Annotated in this window: 12 protein-coding genes and 1 pseudogene; 3 read left to right on the top strand and 10 right to left on the bottom strand. The window is 51.0% G+C overall.

The window, feature by feature from the left end; translation table 11 throughout:
• Positions 1–440 precede the first annotated feature (440 nt).
• Positions 441–776: pseudogene (locus AC5I6P_RS07920) on the top strand (transposase); the annotation flags it as partial.
• Positions 777–882: 106 nt separating this feature from the next.
• On the opposite strand, the gene AC5I6P_RS07915 reads toward AC5I6P_RS07920, so the two are convergent.
• From AC5I6P_RS07915 to AC5I6P_RS07905, 3 genes are all read right to left on the bottom strand, one after another.
• Positions 883–2,934 carry a penicillin-binding transpeptidase domain-containing protein gene (locus AC5I6P_RS07915; RefSeq protein ID WP_495693209.1) on the bottom strand — a complete coding sequence of 684 codons (2,052 nt, stop codon included), beginning with the start codon at positions 2,932–2,934 and terminating at the stop codon, positions 883–885.
• 35 nt (positions 2,935–2,969) lie between these two features.
• Positions 2,970–3,479, bottom strand: coding sequence for a hypothetical protein (locus AC5I6P_RS07910; protein WP_495693208.1), 510 nt, complete (start codon positions 3,477–3,479; stop codon positions 2,970–2,972).
• A 148-nt stretch (positions 3,480–3,627) separates the two neighbouring features.
• Positions 3,628–6,423 (bottom strand): GAF domain-containing protein, encoded by a 2,796-nt coding sequence (locus AC5I6P_RS07905; protein WP_495693207.1) that lies wholly within the window; start codon positions 6,421–6,423, stop codon positions 3,628–3,630.
• Between the two features lie 130 nt (positions 6,424–6,553).
• On the opposite strand from AC5I6P_RS07905, the gene AC5I6P_RS07900 reads away from it, so the two are divergent.
• On the top strand, positions 6,554–7,720 hold the full coding sequence (locus tag AC5I6P_RS07900) for a quinone-dependent dihydroorotate dehydrogenase (protein WP_495693206.1): 1,167 nt from the start codon (positions 6,554–6,556) through the stop codon (positions 7,718–7,720).
• Here AC5I6P_RS07900 and AC5I6P_RS07895 read toward each other — a convergent pair.
• Positions 7,717–8,661 carry a DNA polymerase III subunit delta' gene (locus AC5I6P_RS07895; protein WP_495693205.1) on the bottom strand — a complete coding sequence of 315 codons (945 nt, stop codon included), beginning with the start codon at positions 8,659–8,661 and terminating at the stop codon, positions 7,717–7,719. The two genes, AC5I6P_RS07900 and AC5I6P_RS07895, sit on opposite strands and share 4 nt — an antisense overlap.
• A 75-nt stretch (positions 8,662–8,736) precedes the next feature.
• On the bottom strand, positions 8,737–9,426 hold the full coding sequence (gene tmk / locus AC5I6P_RS07890) for a dTMP kinase (protein ID WP_495693204.1): 690 nt from the start codon (positions 9,424–9,426) through the stop codon (positions 8,737–8,739).
• Between the two features lie 185 nt (positions 9,427–9,611).
• On the opposite strand from tmk, the gene AC5I6P_RS07885 reads away from it, so the two are divergent.
• On the top strand, positions 9,612–9,956 hold the full coding sequence (locus AC5I6P_RS07885) for a hypothetical protein (RefSeq protein WP_495693203.1): 345 nt from the start codon (positions 9,612–9,614) through the stop codon (positions 9,954–9,956).
• Positions 9,957–10,154: 198 nt separating this feature from the next.
• On the opposite strand, the gene AC5I6P_RS07880 is transcribed toward AC5I6P_RS07885, so the two are convergent.
• From AC5I6P_RS07880 to AC5I6P_RS07860, 5 genes are all read right to left on the bottom strand, one after another.
• Complete coding sequence (locus AC5I6P_RS07880; protein ID WP_495693202.1) at positions 10,155–10,577, bottom strand: FHA domain-containing protein; 423 nt, start codon at positions 10,575–10,577, stop codon at positions 10,155–10,157.
• 229 nt (positions 10,578–10,806) lie between these two features.
• The gene (locus tag AC5I6P_RS07875) at positions 10,807–13,200 is read right to left on the bottom strand and encodes a heavy metal translocating P-type ATPase (protein ID WP_495693201.1); all 2,394 of its coding nucleotides are present in this window, start codon (positions 13,198–13,200) and stop codon (positions 10,807–10,809) included.
• A 279-nt stretch (positions 13,201–13,479) separates the two neighbouring features.
• On the bottom strand, positions 13,480–15,030 hold the full coding sequence (locus AC5I6P_RS07870; RefSeq protein ID WP_495693200.1) for a CPBP family intramembrane glutamic endopeptidase: 1,551 nt from the start codon (positions 15,028–15,030) through the stop codon (positions 13,480–13,482).
• Positions 15,031–15,255: 225 nt separating this feature from the next.
• The gene (locus AC5I6P_RS07865; protein ID WP_495693199.1) at positions 15,256–17,334 is read right to left on the bottom strand and encodes a M48 family metallopeptidase; all 2,079 of its coding nucleotides are present in this window, start codon (positions 17,332–17,334) and stop codon (positions 15,256–15,258) included.
• Between the two features lie 3 nt (positions 17,335–17,337).
• Complete coding sequence (locus AC5I6P_RS07860; RefSeq protein WP_495693198.1) at positions 17,338–17,928, bottom strand: LemA family protein; 591 nt, start codon at positions 17,926–17,928, stop codon at positions 17,338–17,340.
• Between the last annotated feature and the right edge of the window lie 327 nt (positions 17,929–18,255).

Here is an 18,255-nt window from a genome sequence, read left to right as displayed (position 1 = left end):
ATTTCACAGCCTTGCTGATTGAACTTCGCTGAAAGGTCAACAGAACCTAGGACAACTTTCACCAAAGATTACAAAATCAAGTACAGAAATCACATCTTTGAGCTGCCAATCAAAGACCCAGCTAGAACTATTCTTAACGTGAGTTCGACGAGAGAGAAGTAGCGCAAAAGAAAAGCTGAGACTACGTTTGAAGGTAATCTCAATCTTTCGAGACTCAGCTTATAGAACCGATCAAATCGCGCTTGGATGTCACCGCCATCTTCTGCAGCGTGGATGACTTCTGCCAACGGTTTGAGGGCAGGGTTGTTTCATTGTCACCGGGAGATATCTGGAAGCCCCAAGTCCTCGTTTGCAAGGTTCAAAAAATTCAAGAACGTCGAACGAGGGAATCAAGCAGCCAGTTTTTCATTTCTCACAATGAAACGGCCCTGCTCCGCAGGGGTAATCGAGGCTATATCGCTCAAAAGCTGTTTGAGGAACTCTACCAACGCGGACTTCAGCTTGTGACCAAAGCGCGTAAAAACATGCAGCAGCACTTGGTCAAACTGATTGACAAGATTCTGCTCAGAAAGCAGTCGATCGTTGAGTCGGTGAATGACCAACTGCAGAACATTTGCCAAATCGAGCATTCTCGGCATTGTAGTGGTTGGAACTTTCTCGTCAATGTGTTGGCAGGATTGATTGCCTACATCTATCAGCCCAAGTTACCGTCGCTCGACTTGCGATCGAAGGGCTTACCTGCGCTGCCTTCTTCTAATCCGTCGAACTTACATTAGCAATACAACCTCATTCCGATAAAGCAGCTTATCGGCTGCATTTTCCTCTGCTCCGAATGCCGCAATCACAAATGCCGTTCCGATAATATTGCCACACATGAGTGCTTCACTGAATTGGAGACGGGGTTACCTCAGCGCTTGGATTTGCTGCCGGATCAAGGCTTTCCGTCGGGCTGGCTCCAGGAGTTGGAGTAACACCCGGAATCGGCTGACCTGGGGGTTGACCTGTAGGTTGACTGGGCGGAATCTTATCCAAAGTAATCAGCGCATCGATCACCGATTTGACGATCGGAGCCGCTACTGTTGAGCCAAAGGCATCTTCACCTTTCGGCTCATCAATCACGGCTGCTACCACGTAACGCGGATTCTCCACCGGGAAGATAGATACAAAGCTTGTGATTTTAGCGCTTTCCTGATAGCCACCGCCAGCACTCGCCTTCTGTGCCGTTCCCGTTTTTCCAGCGACGCGATACCCCGGAACGCGAGCCGCTTTGCCACTGCCATTTTGCACCACCGATTCCATCATCTGAAGCACGGTCTGCGTCGTTTGCGGCGAGAAAATTTGTTTCGGTGGATTTTGATTTTGGATGGGTTGCCAGTACGGTTGTCCTGCATCGTCATACAAGCCTTGCACCACATGCGGCGTGATCAGTTTACCGCCGCTTGCCAAGATGCCATGCAGTTGTACAAGCTGAATCGGCGTCAGCGAAAAACCTTGTCCAAAGGCACTCGTTGCCGGATCGATAGACGATTCGGTAAAGGTTTTGCGATCTTTAAGCTGTCCGGCAATTTCAAAGGGAAGATCGGTTCCCGTGGTTTGTCCAAGTCCAATTTTTTGCAGCCAGTTGTAATATTCGTTAGGCTGCATCTGTTGAATGATATGTACCATACCCACGTTGCTAGAGCGCTCTAGAATTTGGGTTACGGTCGTCATTCCACGCGCTCCCGCGGTGGAATAGTCAAAGTTTTGGATGGGCCACTGGTCCACGTAGATCGAGCCTTCATCATTAAACACCTGATCTGGTTTAATCGACTTGGTTTCGAGCGCGATCGCAACATTAAGCGGCTTAAAGGTCGAACCCGGTTCATAGAGGTCAGTCATCGCCCAGTTCTTAAACCGCTCGACGTTTGCTTTGTAATACTCGTTCGGGTTGTAGGAGGGCTCAGAAACTAGTGTCCGCAGCGCTCCATCAGTGGCATCCATTACCAAAACGACGCCTCGTTTCGCCCCAAACTTCTTCACCTGCTGCTGGAGCACGGTCTGCGCCGTCCGTTGCACCCGACTATCGATCGTCAACTGCAAATGCAGGTTATCAATGTGCAAGAAGCCGCCCGGAATCCGATCGGGCATCATCGAGCCGAGGCCTGTCCGACTTAACCGCACGGATTTGATCGAGCGCTCTAATAAATTCTTGTGGCTGTGTTCAACACCTGCTTGACCTTGCTGATCAACATCGACATACCCGACTACATCGGCCGTGAGATTTTGTTGGGGATACAAGCGCTGTTGCTGCTGCGCCAAATCTAGCCCGTCGATCTGCAAATCTTGGAGTCGGTCGGCAGCATTTTCAGACAAGGCCACTTCTAATCGGATGCCGCTTTCCGCAGAATCGAGTTTGCGTAAAATTTCTCCGGGCGATTGTCCTAAAACTGAAGCCAGCTTTTCAGCAACAACCGTTTTAGGCTCCTTGAACGCAATCGGATGTGCGTACAGTGTGTAAACTGGTTGATCGATTGCAAGCACGTTTCCCACTCGATCAACCACTGGACGACGAGGAATAAACGGACGCAAAAAAGTCGTTTGTTGCGATCGCGCCTGCTTTAACAGATCTGGAGCCTGAACCACCTGAAGCCGCACTAAATTGAGCAAGAGCAATACCATTGCCCCCAGCAACACCGCCCACACGATAAATAATCGACGCAGGCTGGGTTTGGCGTGTGCGGTACGTAGACGCTCTATCAGCCTCGCTGCTCTGGAGGTACCATGGCGTGAGTCTAAAAACTCTGATGCGACGCGAGAAGAAGTCTCCCTCAAGTCCGATAGAAGAGCCGAAAGCGTACCAGAATAGCCCGAGCCATTCGATCGAATAGACCCGGATGGAGGTTGCCTTAGATGCGCCAACCGCGAATTCTTAATGGATCTACCCCGCTTCACCATTCGTTCGAGCTCCTTGCTGTTCACCCCTCATCAGTTCAATAACCTAGGGGCGCGGTTCCTTTAGAATCCGCCTCTACGCCCGTCGGCGGTGCTTGAGGAGAGGCCGTAGCCGCACTCCCTTGGCTAGAAGTAGGCGTCAAGAAAATCAGTTTATCTGGACTTTGCGGCGTTAATACTGTCCCTGGACGATTGCCCTGTTTGGCAATTTGATCCTTCAGCATTTCTTTGTTGGTGGTGAGTTGACGCTCGTTGCGCCGAAGGGTTTCGAGATGCTGGTACTCTTTTCCCCACACCTGCTGAGAATAAACTGTCCAGCCATACACGGCTAGTACAGAGCCTACCAGCGCAAAAGTGGCGACAACCGATGCCTGCTGCACCACCAGTAGCGATCGCACCCACGTTGGAACACTGTCTTGCGACGGCAAACGCTTAACGCCAATCGGACTGAAGGTTGCGGTGCGGCGAGCATCTAGAGCACTAGGGTGAACCCGAGAGCGGTTTGAATCAGAGCGTTTGCGTCGAGACGACTTTAGCGCAGCAGACATAAGCGTTACCAGCATTCCTATAGCAGTGAGACCAATACACCCTGGATCGAAGCATCAGTATTACGGAGACAGTCCAACACTGCCATAAACGCCCTTCATTGTATCGACAGACTTGCAAAGTGATACCGAAAATTTAGGAATCTGATGATTAGCCGAGTGGGAGAACCAATCGACTCATGAGTCGTCCGTCTTCTAGCTTGTAAAGGTTGAATTCTGCACCCAGTTGCTTCATTAATGACTGACAGATGGCGAGATGCAGACCGGGCGATTTGTCAATCATAGACGGGGCTAATAAATCAACAGCTCTGCCCGTTTCTAAGTCTTCAATTAAACGCGGCTCAATCGTTCCATCATCGGTAATCGAGACTTCTACGCAGCGTGAATCTAGAGGACGACACCAAATATCGAGGCGTCCGCCAGGGTGCGATCGCCCACCCGCAAGTAACAGCAGTTCGTACAGCACGAGTTCGATTTTAGTGATATCCCCAGTAATCATCGGGTTTGTCTCGTTGTGAACCTGTGACCAGAGTTGTCGCTGTTTAATCAGATGATCGACGCGATCGAGGGCGCGGCGGAGCAGACTGATCAGCGGTACAGTGTCTGTTCGCTGGGCCAGTTGCCACTGTTCATCGCGAATCACGGCGTTAATTGGCACCATCTCGTCCTCCATCTGTCGGAGAATCTGCTGCTGACGAGTTGCCATGAGTGGGTCGGGATGGGGGCTAGGAATTTCCTTCAGTCGCTTCACGCCAGATTTGACGGTTCGATGCAGATCTTCTAGACGGCGATGCTTGTACCAACTGAGACGCTCTAAGCGATCTCGCTGAGCCTTTAAGCTTTCAGACAGCATCAGGTAGCGCCGCGACCAGGCAAACTGACTCACCAAAATCGTCAAGGCCGCGACTTGACGATCGAGCCACTGGCGCTCTAGAACATCTACCACAATCAGCACTGCCGATGGTTCGTGCTCACTCGCCGTTCGCAGCGCCATCACCAGGAGTTGTCCGGCGTCTGGTACATTCAGCCATTGACGAGTTTCAGCTGGGATATCGTCGATCGAAAGTGGCAAAATGCCATCGTGGGCAAGGGCGCGATGCATCAGCACATCGGTTTCAAGAGACACCTTCAAGACAGGATTGCAGCTAAAGCTTGGATCGGTTTCAATCGATTGCATTAACCGTCCCCATCGTTTGCCGGGAAACCATGACACGAGGAGGGCGATGGGCGCTTGCAGGACTTGAGCAATATAGTGCAGAGCAGAGCGTTCTAATAGATCTAAATGCTGGGTTTGTTGAATCGACGCCAACCCCCACTGAACGGTTTGATAGATCTTCTGCTGTTGTTCATATTGCCGTTGCAGTTGCCACTGCCGCAACATCAAGCCGATTTGTCGCGCCACAGCTTGAGCCAATTCGCCTTCGGACTCACTCCAAGACCGGGGAGCGTCATGAGCGATGATCAGTAATCCTTCTACCGACTGTTCAGGAGCCGTATTGCAGACCAACAGCGATCGCACGCCTAGACCCAGCAAGGGATCGCGCCATGCCGCCAAGCGTAAATCCTCTTCCAGGTTCTCGATAGCGATCGCGCCTTGTTTGCGCTCTAGCATGTCCCAATCGATTGGACTGAGACTGCCCAGCATCGTTGTTAGGGTTCGTCGGTTCTTGGGATGGCTCTGATAGCAAACCTCGAAGTGTCCCTGCTCTCGGTTATAGAATAGGGCGAGAAAGCGATCGGTGCGGAGGCGTTTGCCTACCAGCTCTGCTGCATTCTTCAGGGTGACTTTCCAATCGCTCGTGTCATAGATCGAGTGAGCAATTTCAGCCGTCAGTGCCTGATCGAGCCTCGTCTGCTCAATCAGCGTCTCCATGCCTTCGAGCGGAGCGACCAAGGCGATCAGTTGGGCAGCTCCTCGAATAAAATTTTTCTCCCCTTCTTGCCAAATTCTGGCATCGCTGCCTTCGGCGGCGAGAAAGCCTAAGAGTTCGTTGCGGTAAAGAATGGGTGCGGCCAACAGCGATCGCGCTTTAATATTTTGCATTAAGCGGCTCGTGGCATCAGCTCTGAGCGAACTCGTCGCTTCTCCAATGGACACGACTTGATCTGCCATCAGAGCCTGGTAGAAACTACTCATCTCCTGCACCGTCATTCCCGAAATGGGCTGGTGTTCGTTGAGTGCTCCTCCGGAGTTTGGCGCTAGGCGAGTGGCGGTTTTTTGGGTTGTCACTCTCCGCCAAAAATAGCGACGTTGGCGCTCAAACCAGTACACACTGGTGCGGGTCGGCTGAATAAACTGATGAGTACTATCAACCACAGCATCAAGACGCTGACCCAGATTAGAGCGCGATCGCAGTTGAGCCAGTAACCGCAGGAGTGGCTCATCTAGCTGCTTAATTTGCTGTCGTTGCCATTCCGTTTCAACCGCATCTAACGCACTGGCCAAGCCGCCCAATACCATTGACAATAAGGCTTTATCTTCAGTTTTAGGAAAATTTCCCCACAACCGCGATCCCAGCATTGCTACACCAAAGCACTTCTCCTGATAGGAGATCGGGAACATCATTGTGCCTTGAATACCGGCTCGTTGAGCTAATTTGCGCCACTCGTTCGCTCGAACTTCTTCTCGCAGATCAGGAAAGGTGAGCGGACGTTGCTGCATGACGATTTGCTCTAGCACATCGCCTGACGTGAGCGTGAGGCGCTGCCTTAGCAATGGAGCATCACCGCCGCCTAAAGGACTGACCCCACCTTTGCCAGAAAGCCGACCACTGACGCGATCGTAGAGTCCGATCCAGATCAGTTCATAGCTAAATTCAGCTTTGAGATAGGCCAAGACTGCATCGACAAGCGCATCAGGGGTTGTTCCTTCACGTAGAGTCTGCAACACGTGTCCCAAGGTAACGAGGTGCTGATCATAGGCGGTTGGCTCTTTTGTCTGACCCATAGGATCTGGCGGTTAAAACTAGCGATAGCGGTGCAATTTCTGGGCAATGCAATTGGGCAATGCAACGAAAAAGAGACGAAAACACTCGTGCTCCTGGCTTAGAGTGCCCTGGAAGGGAGTGAGATGCGCTATGGTGATTTTTGGGTTCGTGAGTTGCGATCGCAAGATTGAGGTTCTGTTGGCTGATCTGTATCGAGCAATTGTGCGTCCGGTTCTATTTTCAGGAGTGAACGCTGATCCAGAATGGTTGGCTCAGCAAACGCTGCGATCGCTCAGTTGGTTTAATACCAATTCTGCTCCGAAGCGTTGGGTGCGATCACGATTAGATCAGCTCTATGGCTTTCAGAATGCTCGGCTAGAGCAGACGCTGTGGGGACATGCGTTCTCAAATCCGATTGGACTCGCCGCAGGATTTGATAAAGATGGCGTAGCAGCCAATATTTGGTCAAATTTTGGCTTTGGCTTTGCAGAAGTTGGGACAGTCACGCTTCATGCTCAACCCGGAAATCCGCAGCCTCGCTTGTTTCGCTTGCCAGAGGATTTAGCAGCCCTCAATCGCATGGGATTCAACAACCAAGGCGCGGCAGCCCTAGCAGAGCGATTGATGCATCGAAAGGGCGCGTTTCCGGTTGGGGTGAATCTAGGGAAGTCGAAGATCACGCCGTTAGAAGACGCAGCAGAGGATTATTTAGGAAGTTTTCGGCTGCTGAAAGAATTAGGAGATTATTTTGTCGTCAATGTCAGCTCTCCCAACACACCAGGACTACGATCGCTGCAAGCAACCGATCAGCTAGAACCAATTTTGTCTGCCTTACAACAGGAAAATAGCGCTGCCAAGCCGCTTCTTATCAAAATTGCGCCTGACTTGGATTGGGCAGACATTGCTGATGTGGTGAGTCTAGCTCAGCGCTACGCTCTGTCAGGAGTCATTGCGACGAATACAACAATTCGTCGCGATAGATTGAAAACAGCAACGATCGCGGCAACCGGGAAACCCGTCACAGAGGAAGCAGGTGGCATTAGTGGTATGCCAGTGAGAGCGCGATCGACCGAAGTGATCCATTTCATCTACAAACAAACGGGTGGCAAGCTGCCGATTATTGGAGTCGGAGGCGTTTTCACTCCAGATGATGCCTGGGAGAAAATCGCGGCAGGGGCAAGTCTCGTTCAAGTTTACACGGGCTGGATTTACGAAGGCCCTGGCATGGTTCGCCGCATTCTTCAAGGCTTGGTGCAGAAGCTAGACCAGCACGGAATGACCTCGATCGGAGACGCGATCGGGTTGGCTCACCACTAACCATTCAGCATTGACATCAGGGTAACTTCCCAGACAAGCTGCGGCTGAACGTAGGCTAGTAGGTACTTTCGAGCATCTTCGAGCAATTGGAGCGCGGCTGCACTACCTGATTGTGACCAATACACCTGCTGGAGATAGTCCACGAGCCACAACTGCGCGTCACTGTCTAAGGTTTTTGCGATCGCGCGGGCAAGACTCAATGCCTCTCGCAACGTCCGAGGCAAGGTCAGCGCTGAGAGCAAGTCTGGTGGAATCGTTTCGAGCTTTTGACGATGCATGATCGCGGCTCCAGGGCTGCCTTGTGCCAGGTCTAAAATTTGCGGCTGAGACAAAATCTCTTCCTGTCCCACTTGCCGCAGAACTTGCGTCATCGCAACGGGATCTAGGCGGTAAAAGGGAATGCGCTGGCAGCGAGAAACGAGCGTTGGTAGCAGCGCTTCGACACTCGGAGCGAGCAAAATAATCGTTGCTTTTCCAGGTTCTTCTAGGGTTTTAAGCAGAGCATTCGCCGCCGATTCGGGCATGGTTTCGGCAGCATCCATGATCACCACCGATCGCGGCGCTTCCATTGGCGGACGACCAAGGAACTGTGTGATTTCTCGAATCTGCTCCAGCCGTACCATCGGCGGAGTTTTGCGTTTTAGCCCTGCCGCGTCTGCCTCGATTGGAGAGAGCCGTTTGCCTTGGTAAAGATACGTCGGCTCGACCCACAATAAATCAGGATGATTTCGCGCCGTGATGCGGTGCTGAAGTGAGGGCGCAATTGACAGTCGAGGCGATGGAGACAACAAAAGTTTCAAGAAGCATTGAGCCGCTAAGCGTTTGCCAATGCCCGAAGAACCCGCGAAAAGATAGGCGGGCGCAACGCGATCGCGAGCAATGGCTTGTGCCAGCAGTTCCACGGCTTGGGGTTGTCCGATCAGAGGAGCAAAGACAGACATACAGAAACAGACAGACAGCAATGGAGAGAAGCGTATTCAGTGTAGCGCTACGAATCAATGTCTACGAATCAATGTCTACGAATCAACGTCATAGCTGGCGAGGTTAAACCACTGCGTCAAGGAATGACTTAAAACGGACTCAATGCGCTCAGCCACCTGAAGTTCACTGCCCCTCGCATCGACTTGAATAAAGCGCTGTGGCTCCGTTTGAGCTAGGTGAGCAAAGCCTTGACGGACTCGCTGATGAAAATCGAGGTCGGCTTGCTCAATGCGATCGCGCTTGCCGCGCTGCTGCATTCTCGCTAATCCTGTTTCTACATCAAGATCCAGCCAAATCGTCAGATCGCTTAGAAGATCCCGCGTTGCAATTTGATTCAGTTGATCAATGAGCGTCAGATCCAATCCTCGACCGTAACCTTGATAGGCAATCGTAGAATCTGTGTAGCGATCGCACAGAACTAGATGGTTTTCTTCTAAGTGAGGGCGCAAAAATCGCTCGACATGCTGAGCGCGATCAGCCGCATAAAGTAATAATTCTGCGCGATCGTGAATTGGTTCTTTTGTAGGACTTAAAAGCAACTGCCGGATGCCAATGCCTAACTGAGTTCCGCCCGGTTCGCGAGTCAAAACTAAATCTTTGATCAATCCTTTTTGCTGAAGTGTTGGCAGCCACCGACTTTGCAAAAGCCACTGGCGCGATCGTTCAAGCTGCGTCGTCTTTCCACACCCTTCTGTTCCTTCAAAAACAATCAATTTACCCGTCATGTCAATTCTCAATTCGCCTTCAAGAAACTATCCCACACAATGCAGAATCCGGTATAAAGGTCGTAGGGTTTCTCTCTGTGACTAGAACACTTCTGCGACTAAAACACTACTGTCCATTTTCTCTACGCAGGGGGACGACAGACACGTATGATAAAGATTCATTTGTTGCACGCTTAGGGTTAGTTATGGCTCGTTACACCTGTCTCTTCACACTCGGCGCTTCGCTGGAAAATCTGATTCCGCTGCTAAACGAAACCCTTCAGTCGTGCAATCTCAATGTGATTTACTCTAATGCCGATTATATCATGGCGAAGGAAATTCCGGGGAAAATTCCCTTTCCTAAGCTAGTCACCGTCGAAGTGCTAGTCGATCGCACAACGGCGACAGATCAAGAAGTAAAAGTGAATTTGGTCAGCAAAAACGAAGAGTTACCCCTCCAGGTGGATAACCACTGCCATCAGATGTTTGATGTCGTCACAAAAGCGATCAGCGAAGACAAAAACTGGCGACTGATCGAAACGGTAAGATGACTCGCAGAGCTTTGGGTTAGAGAGTTGGCTGGTATTGTATTGTCCCTGTTCACTGTTTGATATCCCTTATCTGAATACGGGACATCGCCTAGGAACATCAGTCGTTCAGTCAAAGAATTGAAAATTTGAAAGATCAAGAATTTATAAAGGCGTGTCTCACTTACGCCTTGCCCTATCGCAAAGAAAAGGCCCGCCAGATTAATCTTCAGGATCGCCCACCATATTTGGGCTAATCAGAGTAATGTCAAACTCGTCAGGCGGCACAGTCAAGACAGCATCGCGCTTTAGTAAGTAGTAAATCGCTCGAACCTGCGGACCAAACACCACTTCATCTTCATTCCGCAGGTCATACTGCTGAAGCTTGCGACCATTGATTAGCAACCCATTCGCGCTGGGCTTTCCTTTGAGGTTGCCATCTACAATTCGGTAATAGTAAGTCCCATCTTCGTTGGGCAACTGCAACAGCGTTGCGTGACGACGAGACACAAATTGTGACACCAACCGAATGTCACACTTCGGATCTCGCCCAATCGAGTACACAGGCGCATCTAAGACAAATTCTCGGCGTCCTTTATCGTCTTCGATGATTAATAGATGGTTTTGGTGGGGTTCTGAGGGCATTGAAACTCAATAGGGGTGATGAGCGACAGTGGGGAGAATCTGCAACCTACCTAAAATAAAATACTCGATCGCAAGTTGAAAGATTCAGTGCTAATACTGACTTGGAGCCGTTGTGAGGGAGAGTAGGACTGTTCTTCTAGATAGATGACCGACTGCATCCTAGCAGAGTTTCAGCAATTAGCGCATACCTAAGTTTAGGGATGAGGAAGAAGGGACGCTGGCGGCAACGCTAACGCAAGGAGGGATGAGAAGAGAAAAAGGATTGCCTGAGCAACAGAGAATTGGTGACAACGCTAACAGAGCTAAATGCCATGAATGCACCTGCCGCCGCCGGGCTGAGCAACAGTCCTAGCGAGGGAAGCAGTACACCTGCGGCAATCGGAATGCCTAGCAAATTATAGGCAAATGCCCAAAACAAGTTCTGCCGAATTTTACGAAACGTCGCACGACTGAGACGAATCGACTCCACCACATCGCTTAAGCGATCGCGCATCAAAATAATGCCAGCCGTCTCGATCGCAACCTCTGTTCCCGACTTTAGAGCAATGCCTACGTCAGCCTGGGCTAAAGCAGGCGCATCGTTTATGCCGTCACCCACCATGCCAACGCAATGCCCTTGAGCTTGCAGTTCAGCAATTTTGGCTGCTTTGCCGTCAGGCAAGACTTCTGCCAGCACCGAATCAAGGTTAAGATCTGCCGCGATCGCACTTGCGGTAACGCGACGATCCCCTGTCAACAAGACCACCTGAAGCCCCATTGTCTTCAGCGCTTCTATGGTTGCTTTGGCATCGGTTCTAAGGGTGTCCTTAACGGCAATTAACCCGACGAGCGATGAGGATAGCGCAACATAGACAACGGTTTTGCCTTGGGCGGCTAAAGTGGTGGCTTGACCTTGAACCGCTTGAGGCACATCCACGTGATGCTGCTCCAGCCAAGCGGAAGTTCCGAGTAAAACGGGTTGAGAGGTGCCATCCAACCAAACGTTAGCGGAAACCCCAAATCCTGCCTCAGTATAAAAATCTTGAGCCGTTAGGAGCGATAAGTTTTGCGCTGTCGCCGCTTGAGCGATCGCTTGAGCTAAGGGGTGACGAGTTCCACTTTCAACGGTTGCGGCAAGTTGAAGAAGCGGTACACCATTGCTGATGGCGATCGAGTCTGTGACCGTCGGCTGTCCACTAGTGAGGGTTCCGGTTTTATCAAAAACGATCGTATCGAGATGATGAACCTGCTCTAAAACGTCTCCCCCCCGAATCAGCAAGCCCCGCTCAGCTCCGATGCCTGAGCCAACCAGGATGGCGGTAGGTGTGGCAAGTCCGAGAGCGCAAGGGCAGGCGATCACCAGCACCGCGATCGCGAGCTTAAAGCTCAGCAGCAGGGGCGTAGGATGCGGCGTATAAGAGGCGGAGACATGCATCATGGCATGTTCTGCTCCCAGCAACGAATAGTTGGAGTGCATCAACACCTCTGCCCAAAGGTGCGAGCCGACAAAGAACCAGAACAGAAAGGTCAGCGTCGCGATCGCCATGACGCCGTAGGTGAAATAGCCTGCAACGGTATCAGCTAGTTTTTGGATCGGGGCTTTGCGGGCTTGAGCCGATTCCACTAACCCGATGATTTTAGCGAGGGTAGTATCTTGTCCAGTGCGAGTAACGCGCAGTGCGATCGCGCCCGATTGATTAAGCGTTCCCGCCGCGACGAATTCTCCAGGCTGTTTCTGAACTGGAACGGGTTCACCCGTGAGCATCGATTCATCAACTGTGGTTTGTCCTGCCACGACTTCGCCATCGACCGGAATTTTTTCTCCAGGAAGGACTTGTAGCCATTCCCCAGACCGGACATGTGAGATCGGCACTTCGATTGGGGTTTGAGTTGCTCCGGCTCCTTGGGCGATCAATTTGGCAGACTGGGGCTGGAGCGCAAATAGCGCTTGCAGGGCAGACGCGGCTCGACCTCTTGCTCGTTGCTCTAGGGTGCGTCCTAACAAAATGAAGCCGACGAGCATCACAGGCTCGTCAAAAAAGCATTCCCATCCCAACTGCGGAAACAGGAGGGCAACTAGGCTGGCAGTAAAGGCTGTGATCGTGCCTAGGCTCACTAAGGTGTTCATGTTAGGCGCGTTGCGACGCAAGCCTTGCCAGCCGTCCACAATCATGGAATGTCCGGGAAAGGCTAATGCTGCCGCCGCTAAGCCGCAATGAAACCAAATATTGCCGAGTCCTGGAATCAGGATTCCGGTGAATTGGTTGAGATGTCCAATCGTTGAAAATATGAGTAAGAGAATTGCGATCGCGAGTCGTCGATTTTGCTGTTGATGCTCTTGCTGTCGCCGCTCGCTGAGATCGACGGCCTCGGACTGACCTGCTGACGACCTTGGCTGACTCGGAAATCCAGATTCTGTTAAGGCATCTGCAAGACTAGCCGGATCGACGCTCGGTTCACATTCGACCGTAGCCAGTTCTGTCACTAGATTTACAGTCGCGCTCAGAACGCCGGGTTGCTGGGTCAATTGTTTTTCAACCGCGCTAACGCACCCCGCGCACTTCATCCCCGTCACATCAAGCGTGACGGTCTCGGTTGAGGAGGGCTTTTCTTCTGTTGCGATCGACAAGAGGTTCTCAGGCAAAATGTCAGGCTCCACACAAGCGTCTATCTTGAGCGTAGATGATGTTTTGCCATATTGACGCGCGATCGCTAACTTTTCTAACCGTAGCGTTTAATCTGACAGTCTCGATCGGCGTCGAAACTCAAAAAAGGTAGAGATTAAACCCGCCCCAGCTATGACAAGAATCAGTTCTGTTCTCAGAATGACATTTACATTTAATTCGGACAGTACGTTAAACCCACCCATTCCTAAAACGACACACCAGAAAAACAACGTTGGCTTTTGAAATTTCAGCATTAGTTAAGCGCCACTTCCGCCAAGTAAATACAGCGCCACTAGTGTGCCGCTATTCCACAGCGCATGTAACAAAATCGATGCCATCAAATTTTGAGTCCGGGTGTAGACAAATCCCAGAATGATGCCCAACGTCATCAAGGGCAAGACTTCCGAGAGACTGAGGTGAACAACGGCAAAGATTAAACTACTGAGGAGAATCGATTGCCAAGTTGAGAAATATTTTGTGAGCGACGAGAGCAAAAAGCCGCGAAAGAAGGTTTCCTCAAACAAGGGAGCCGCGATCGCAGCCGTGATCAAAAAGATCAAAAACGCAAACGGATCTCGTCCTTCGAGCGCTACCGACAGAATCGGGTTGCTGCCGCCCCGTCCTTGCCAAATCAGGTTATTGAACCACGATACCGCTAAGACTAATGGATATGCGGCAGCGTATCCACCCAATCCCCACCAAAACCAGTTGCCCCGCAAACTGAAGCGAAACCAGCCTTCCGGTAACGGCAAGAATCGTTTGACTGACCAATACAGCACTCCTAAGCCACCGGTTGCCAATAATATGTAGGTGGTCAGCGACAAGAGCGCTTTTTCACGAATTGAGAAAGCCGCAGGTGAAACATGAAAGACAGCTTGAATAGCGCTCAAGCCAAGCGGCAGGATCAGTGCGCCGATCAGAACTTGCTCAACAAAGAAGAATCCAACAATCAAAACTTGCCAAACAATTTCGCCATCCCACGGCACGTTCCAAGTCACGGCATCGGTTCCTGAGAGCAAGGCTTGTTTGCCTTTGATGGCGCGTTGTCCAATCAAAAAGAGCAGCACGCCAATGCCGACTAAGACCGCGATCGCTGGAATGGCATTTGCACCCGCCCACCTGAGAAAGGCTTGCTGCGCCGCTTGCTGTTCGAGAGTTTGCAACTGAGCTAGGTCATCAGAGCGTTGCTGAAGCCCATAGAGTTTGGCGAGTCCTTGATAGCGAAACCAGCCGTTGAGATTTTGTTTGAGAATGGGTTCTGCCTTGGGCGAAATCTTAGAAGGTTGGCTCCACAACTCACTCAACACTGAAGCAGTGCTTTGAATGGAGGTAGACACCGGACGCTCATTCAAGGTTTTGCGAATGGTGGGTGTTTCGGAGATTACTGGAGCAGTAGATGGTGTTTTAAGTCCTGACCATGTTTTGAGGGCAGCATCGACTTGGTTTTGCTCAGCTTGCAACACGCCAATCCGAACATCTAATTCGTTGAGCAATCCTTGCTGTTGTCTCAACTGAGCCGTTAGAGATGGATTGCTGGTATCGTCGAGGCGAGCTTGAACGGTGGCGATCGCTTTCTCGGTCGATTTGCGGGTTTTCTGATAGGCATTCAGCGCCGTTTCAACAGGTTTCTCTTGAGCATTGAGTTGCTCTGCACCCTTCCATTGGGAGGCTTGCAACAAAAGATCCGTTTCGTAAAGTTCTAAGCGGCTTTGAAATTGCGGCTGATTCCAGCTTTCAACCAAACTGAGGACTACGGAAGCTGCCGCAACTAGGGTCAAAAGCCCTAGAAAGATTCGCTTAGCTGTCATGGATCTACTCGTGCATAGGGGTCTCTGAGAATTTACGTTAACACGGGATGACGGAAGGAATGAGGAGTGAAGGACAACAGCAGCTACTCAAGTACAACTCAATTTGGCAGTGAGTGTTGGAAAAGGTCATGCCTAATCGCAGGTCACTTCGAGATTGAGTCACTCAAAATTGATCCAGGCAGAACTAGTTCGCTAAATCCGCGATCGCAAGTTAGAGCTTCGTATTCAAATGGATTTTGAGGTTTTTTTAGAGCGAGTAGAGGTGGCGTTTAGAAACGGAGGAATTGGGCAGTCGAGGGTAATGACGATCGCTCTCAGTAAATCGGCTTCTTGAACGGTGACGGTGTTGTCGAGCAGGACAGTATGGGCGCAAGCATCAACGATCGCTTGTTTGATCTTCGGAGAGGCGTTTCGCAACCGCTCTAAACTGGTTTTCAAATTGCCCAAATGGCAGGCAGGAGGCGTTTCAGGAATCCCTTGAGCTGTGGCTTCTGGTAATCGAAATACACTGGAACGGAAGGCATATCGGATTGCATCGGCGCGGGTTTCTCCTACTCGTGCTAAGGCAGATAGAAGATTGAGACAGTCTGACCAAACGGACGAGATCGCACTATATTCCACCGCTTGATCACTCGGTGGATTCAGCCGATGACTCAATACCAAATACACCACAAACTCAGAGAGCGACCAGCTTCCATCTGCTTTTGCAATACCGTGGAGACATTTGAATAGTTTCTGATTTTCCTCGGCAGTGCCTTGACGTAAGACGGGAACGGTTAGATCGACGAGAGGCAACCGAACACGCGGATCACTCTGGTCAAGGTGAGTGCTGAACTGCACAGTTTTTTCAACCACGTCGGCAAACTCAACTTGGCGGAGAAATTCGAGTTGTTGAGCGCGACCGGATTGATTTTGCGGATCGAGCATCAGTGCGTAGAGGATGGCGATCGCGCTTTGCCGTTCTCGAACGCCTGCCCGGAGAGCGTCTGGGAGTTGAGCGAGTAAGCCCTGAGCATGGGCGTAGTGAGCCGGAGTAACGGTTCCGACTTGTGCCACAACTTGTGCGGGGACACGGGTTGAAGTTCCTGCCGCAAATCCCATTACGCCTGATTCACCGCCGAAGGATTGAGATGGAGCGCCCTCAAATTGGACGCTTGATCCTCGAATCCGCTGGATTCGTTTGGGCAGTGGTGGATGTGTGGCATGAAGATCTTCTAGCCAGGAAACCTTCAAAGCATTGCCAAAAAACATGTGGCTAGCAGCTTCGGCTTTGGGTGAACGGACTTGTGAGCCGATACCGCCAATTTTTTCTAGCGCTCCAGCAATGCCATCCGGGTTGCGGGTGAACTGCACGGCAGAGGCATCCGCCAGAAATTCGCGCTGGCGAGAAATGGCACTTTTAATCAACCGACCAAAGAAGACGCCAATACTGCCAATCACGATTAAGGCAAAGCCAAATTGGGAGAACTTACCATGATCGCGGGCTTCCCAAATCACTCGACCCGCTAAATAAACAAATAGCAATCCGTGGATCACGCTGATAAGTTGAATGTTGAGCCGCATGTCACCGTTCAGAATGTGACTGAATTCATGACCAATCACGCCTTGAAGCTCATCACGGGTTAACTGCTCTAAACTCCCCCGTGTCACGCCGATCACCGCATCGTTGATAGTGTAGCCCGCCGCAAACGCATTGATTTCTGGCTCATTATCTAGGAGATAGACCGCTGGAACGGAGACTCCGGATGCGATCGCCATTTCTGCTACGACGTTCAATAGCTGCTGTTCTTGCGGGTCTGCCATTTCTAGCACGAGCAGTCGCCCGCCCAAGTCTTGCGCGATCGCGGCTCCTCCCGATTGCAAGGTTGACACTTTGTACCAACTCGCACCGCCGATCACCAGTAGCGTCAGCGTTGAAGTCCAAAAGAGCAGTTGAGGATTCCACCAGATAAAGCTTTTTTTAGAGACGCAATTCGACGCTCGATAGCCCGGTGTCACGCTCCATGATGAAGTACCCGTGCCAGGACGATCGCTAGAGAAACCAGAAATTCCTGATCCTCTGGAGCGAGAGCCATTGCCAAAGAGTTTGGACACTCCTTTCGCTCCGCTTAACTTCATCTCAACGTAAGTAGGACTTGGTTGAGGCAGGGCCGAGCGGATGGATTGAACGCAGCCTCCCTGCCCGAACGTTGCGATCGCGGTAACGTAAATGCCCGCAATAATAGTGAGGAGCGACAGAATAAATAGCCCGACCAATCGCTGAGTATTGCGCCGCGCTTGGTCTTGATGCTCGAAGAAATTCATGGCTTACCCAAAGGAGACGCGAGGAGCAACTTTGACTTCGGGGGCAACTTCTTGGAGCAGTTCTGCGGCGGCAAAATTAAACATGCCTGCGACAATATTGCTAGGGAACACTTCGCGCTTTGTGTTGTACACCATGACGCCATCGTTGAAGCCTTGACGGGCAAAGGCGACTTTGTTCTCGGTTGATGAGAGTTCTTCCATCACCCGGGTCATGGTCTGATCGGCTTTGAGATCGGGGTACGCTTCAGAGATGGCAAGAAAGCGTCCTAGCGTGTCGGTCAGAGCGGCTTCGGCGTTGCCTAACTGTTGCATCGCCTGCGGATCGCCAGGGCTTTGGGCCGCACGAGAATTGGCAGTAATGGCAGAGTTTCGCGCCGCAATCACGGCTTGTAAGGTTTCTTGCTCATACTTCATGTAGCCCTTCGCCGTTTCAACCAAGTTAGGAATGAGGTCATAGCGACGCTGAAGCTGAACATCGATTTGAGCGTACGCATTTTTGTAGCGGTTGCGAAGCGTGACGAGCCGATTGTAAGCATCGACGGCAATGTAGCCAATCAGAAGAATGGCTCCGACCAGAAAAATTAGAAATCCCATACTGCTTAGCTCTTGGTAGATTGAGAAAATCGTTGCTCTGCTTGCAGTATTCCCCAGTCAAAAGATGAATTTCTAATTCGGTTACATGGCGTTTTTGTGGGAGAGAAGCAAACGGATTAGGTGGACAGCAAAAGTCTTGTAATCACGACTGCAACCCGTTTCGTTACTAATACAAACCCTGTGGTAACCAATGCAAACCCTGTGGTAACCAACGCAAACTTTTTCATAATCAACACGTACTGTTTCGCTACCGATAAAAACCCTTTGGTTAGAACTGCAACCTAGGTGATTAGGAACAATGAAATGCTGATGGACTGACGAAACTTG

The sequence above is a fragment of the Myxacorys sp. genome (genome assembly GCF_059501405.1).
Note: the sequence above shows the minus strand (reverse complement) of the source record. Positions and strands in the feature narration are given on the sequence as shown.

Coding starts and splice junctions, on each gene's coding strand:
- tmk (WP_495693204.1), bottom strand. CDS start 9,426: ATGACGGGTAAATTGATTGTTTTTGAAGGAACAGAAGGGTGTGGAAAG.
- AC5I6P_RS07870 (WP_495693200.1), bottom strand. CDS start 15,030: ATGACAGCTAAGCGAATCTTTCTAGGGCTTTTGACCCTAGTTGCGGCA.
- AC5I6P_RS07915 (WP_495693209.1), bottom strand. CDS start 2,934: ATGGTGAAGCGGGGTAGATCCATTAAGAATTCGCGGTTGGCGCATCTA.
- AC5I6P_RS07860 (WP_495693198.1), bottom strand. CDS start 17,928: ATGGGATTTCTAATTTTTCTGGTCGGAGCCATTCTTCTGATTGGCTAC.
- AC5I6P_RS07905 (WP_495693207.1), bottom strand. CDS start 6,423: ATGGGTCAGACAAAAGAGCCAACCGCCTATGATCAGCACCTCGTTACC.
- AC5I6P_RS07900 (WP_495693206.1), top strand. CDS start 6,554: ATGGTGATTTTTGGGTTCGTGAGTTGCGATCGCAAGATTGAGGTTCTG.
- AC5I6P_RS07865 (WP_495693199.1), bottom strand. CDS start 17,334: ATGAATTTCTTCGAGCATCAAGACCAAGCGCGGCGCAATACTCAGCGA.
- AC5I6P_RS07880 (WP_495693202.1), bottom strand. CDS start 10,577: ATGCCCTCAGAACCCCACCAAAACCATCTATTAATCATCGAAGACGAT.
- AC5I6P_RS07885 (WP_495693203.1), top strand. CDS start 9,612: ATGGCTCGTTACACCTGTCTCTTCACACTCGGCGCTTCGCTGGAAAAT.
- AC5I6P_RS07910 (WP_495693208.1), bottom strand. CDS start 3,479: ATGTCTGCTGCGCTAAAGTCGTCTCGACGCAAACGCTCTGATTCAAAC.
- AC5I6P_RS07895 (WP_495693205.1), bottom strand. CDS start 8,661: ATGTCTGTCTTTGCTCCTCTGATCGGACAACCCCAAGCCGTGGAACTG.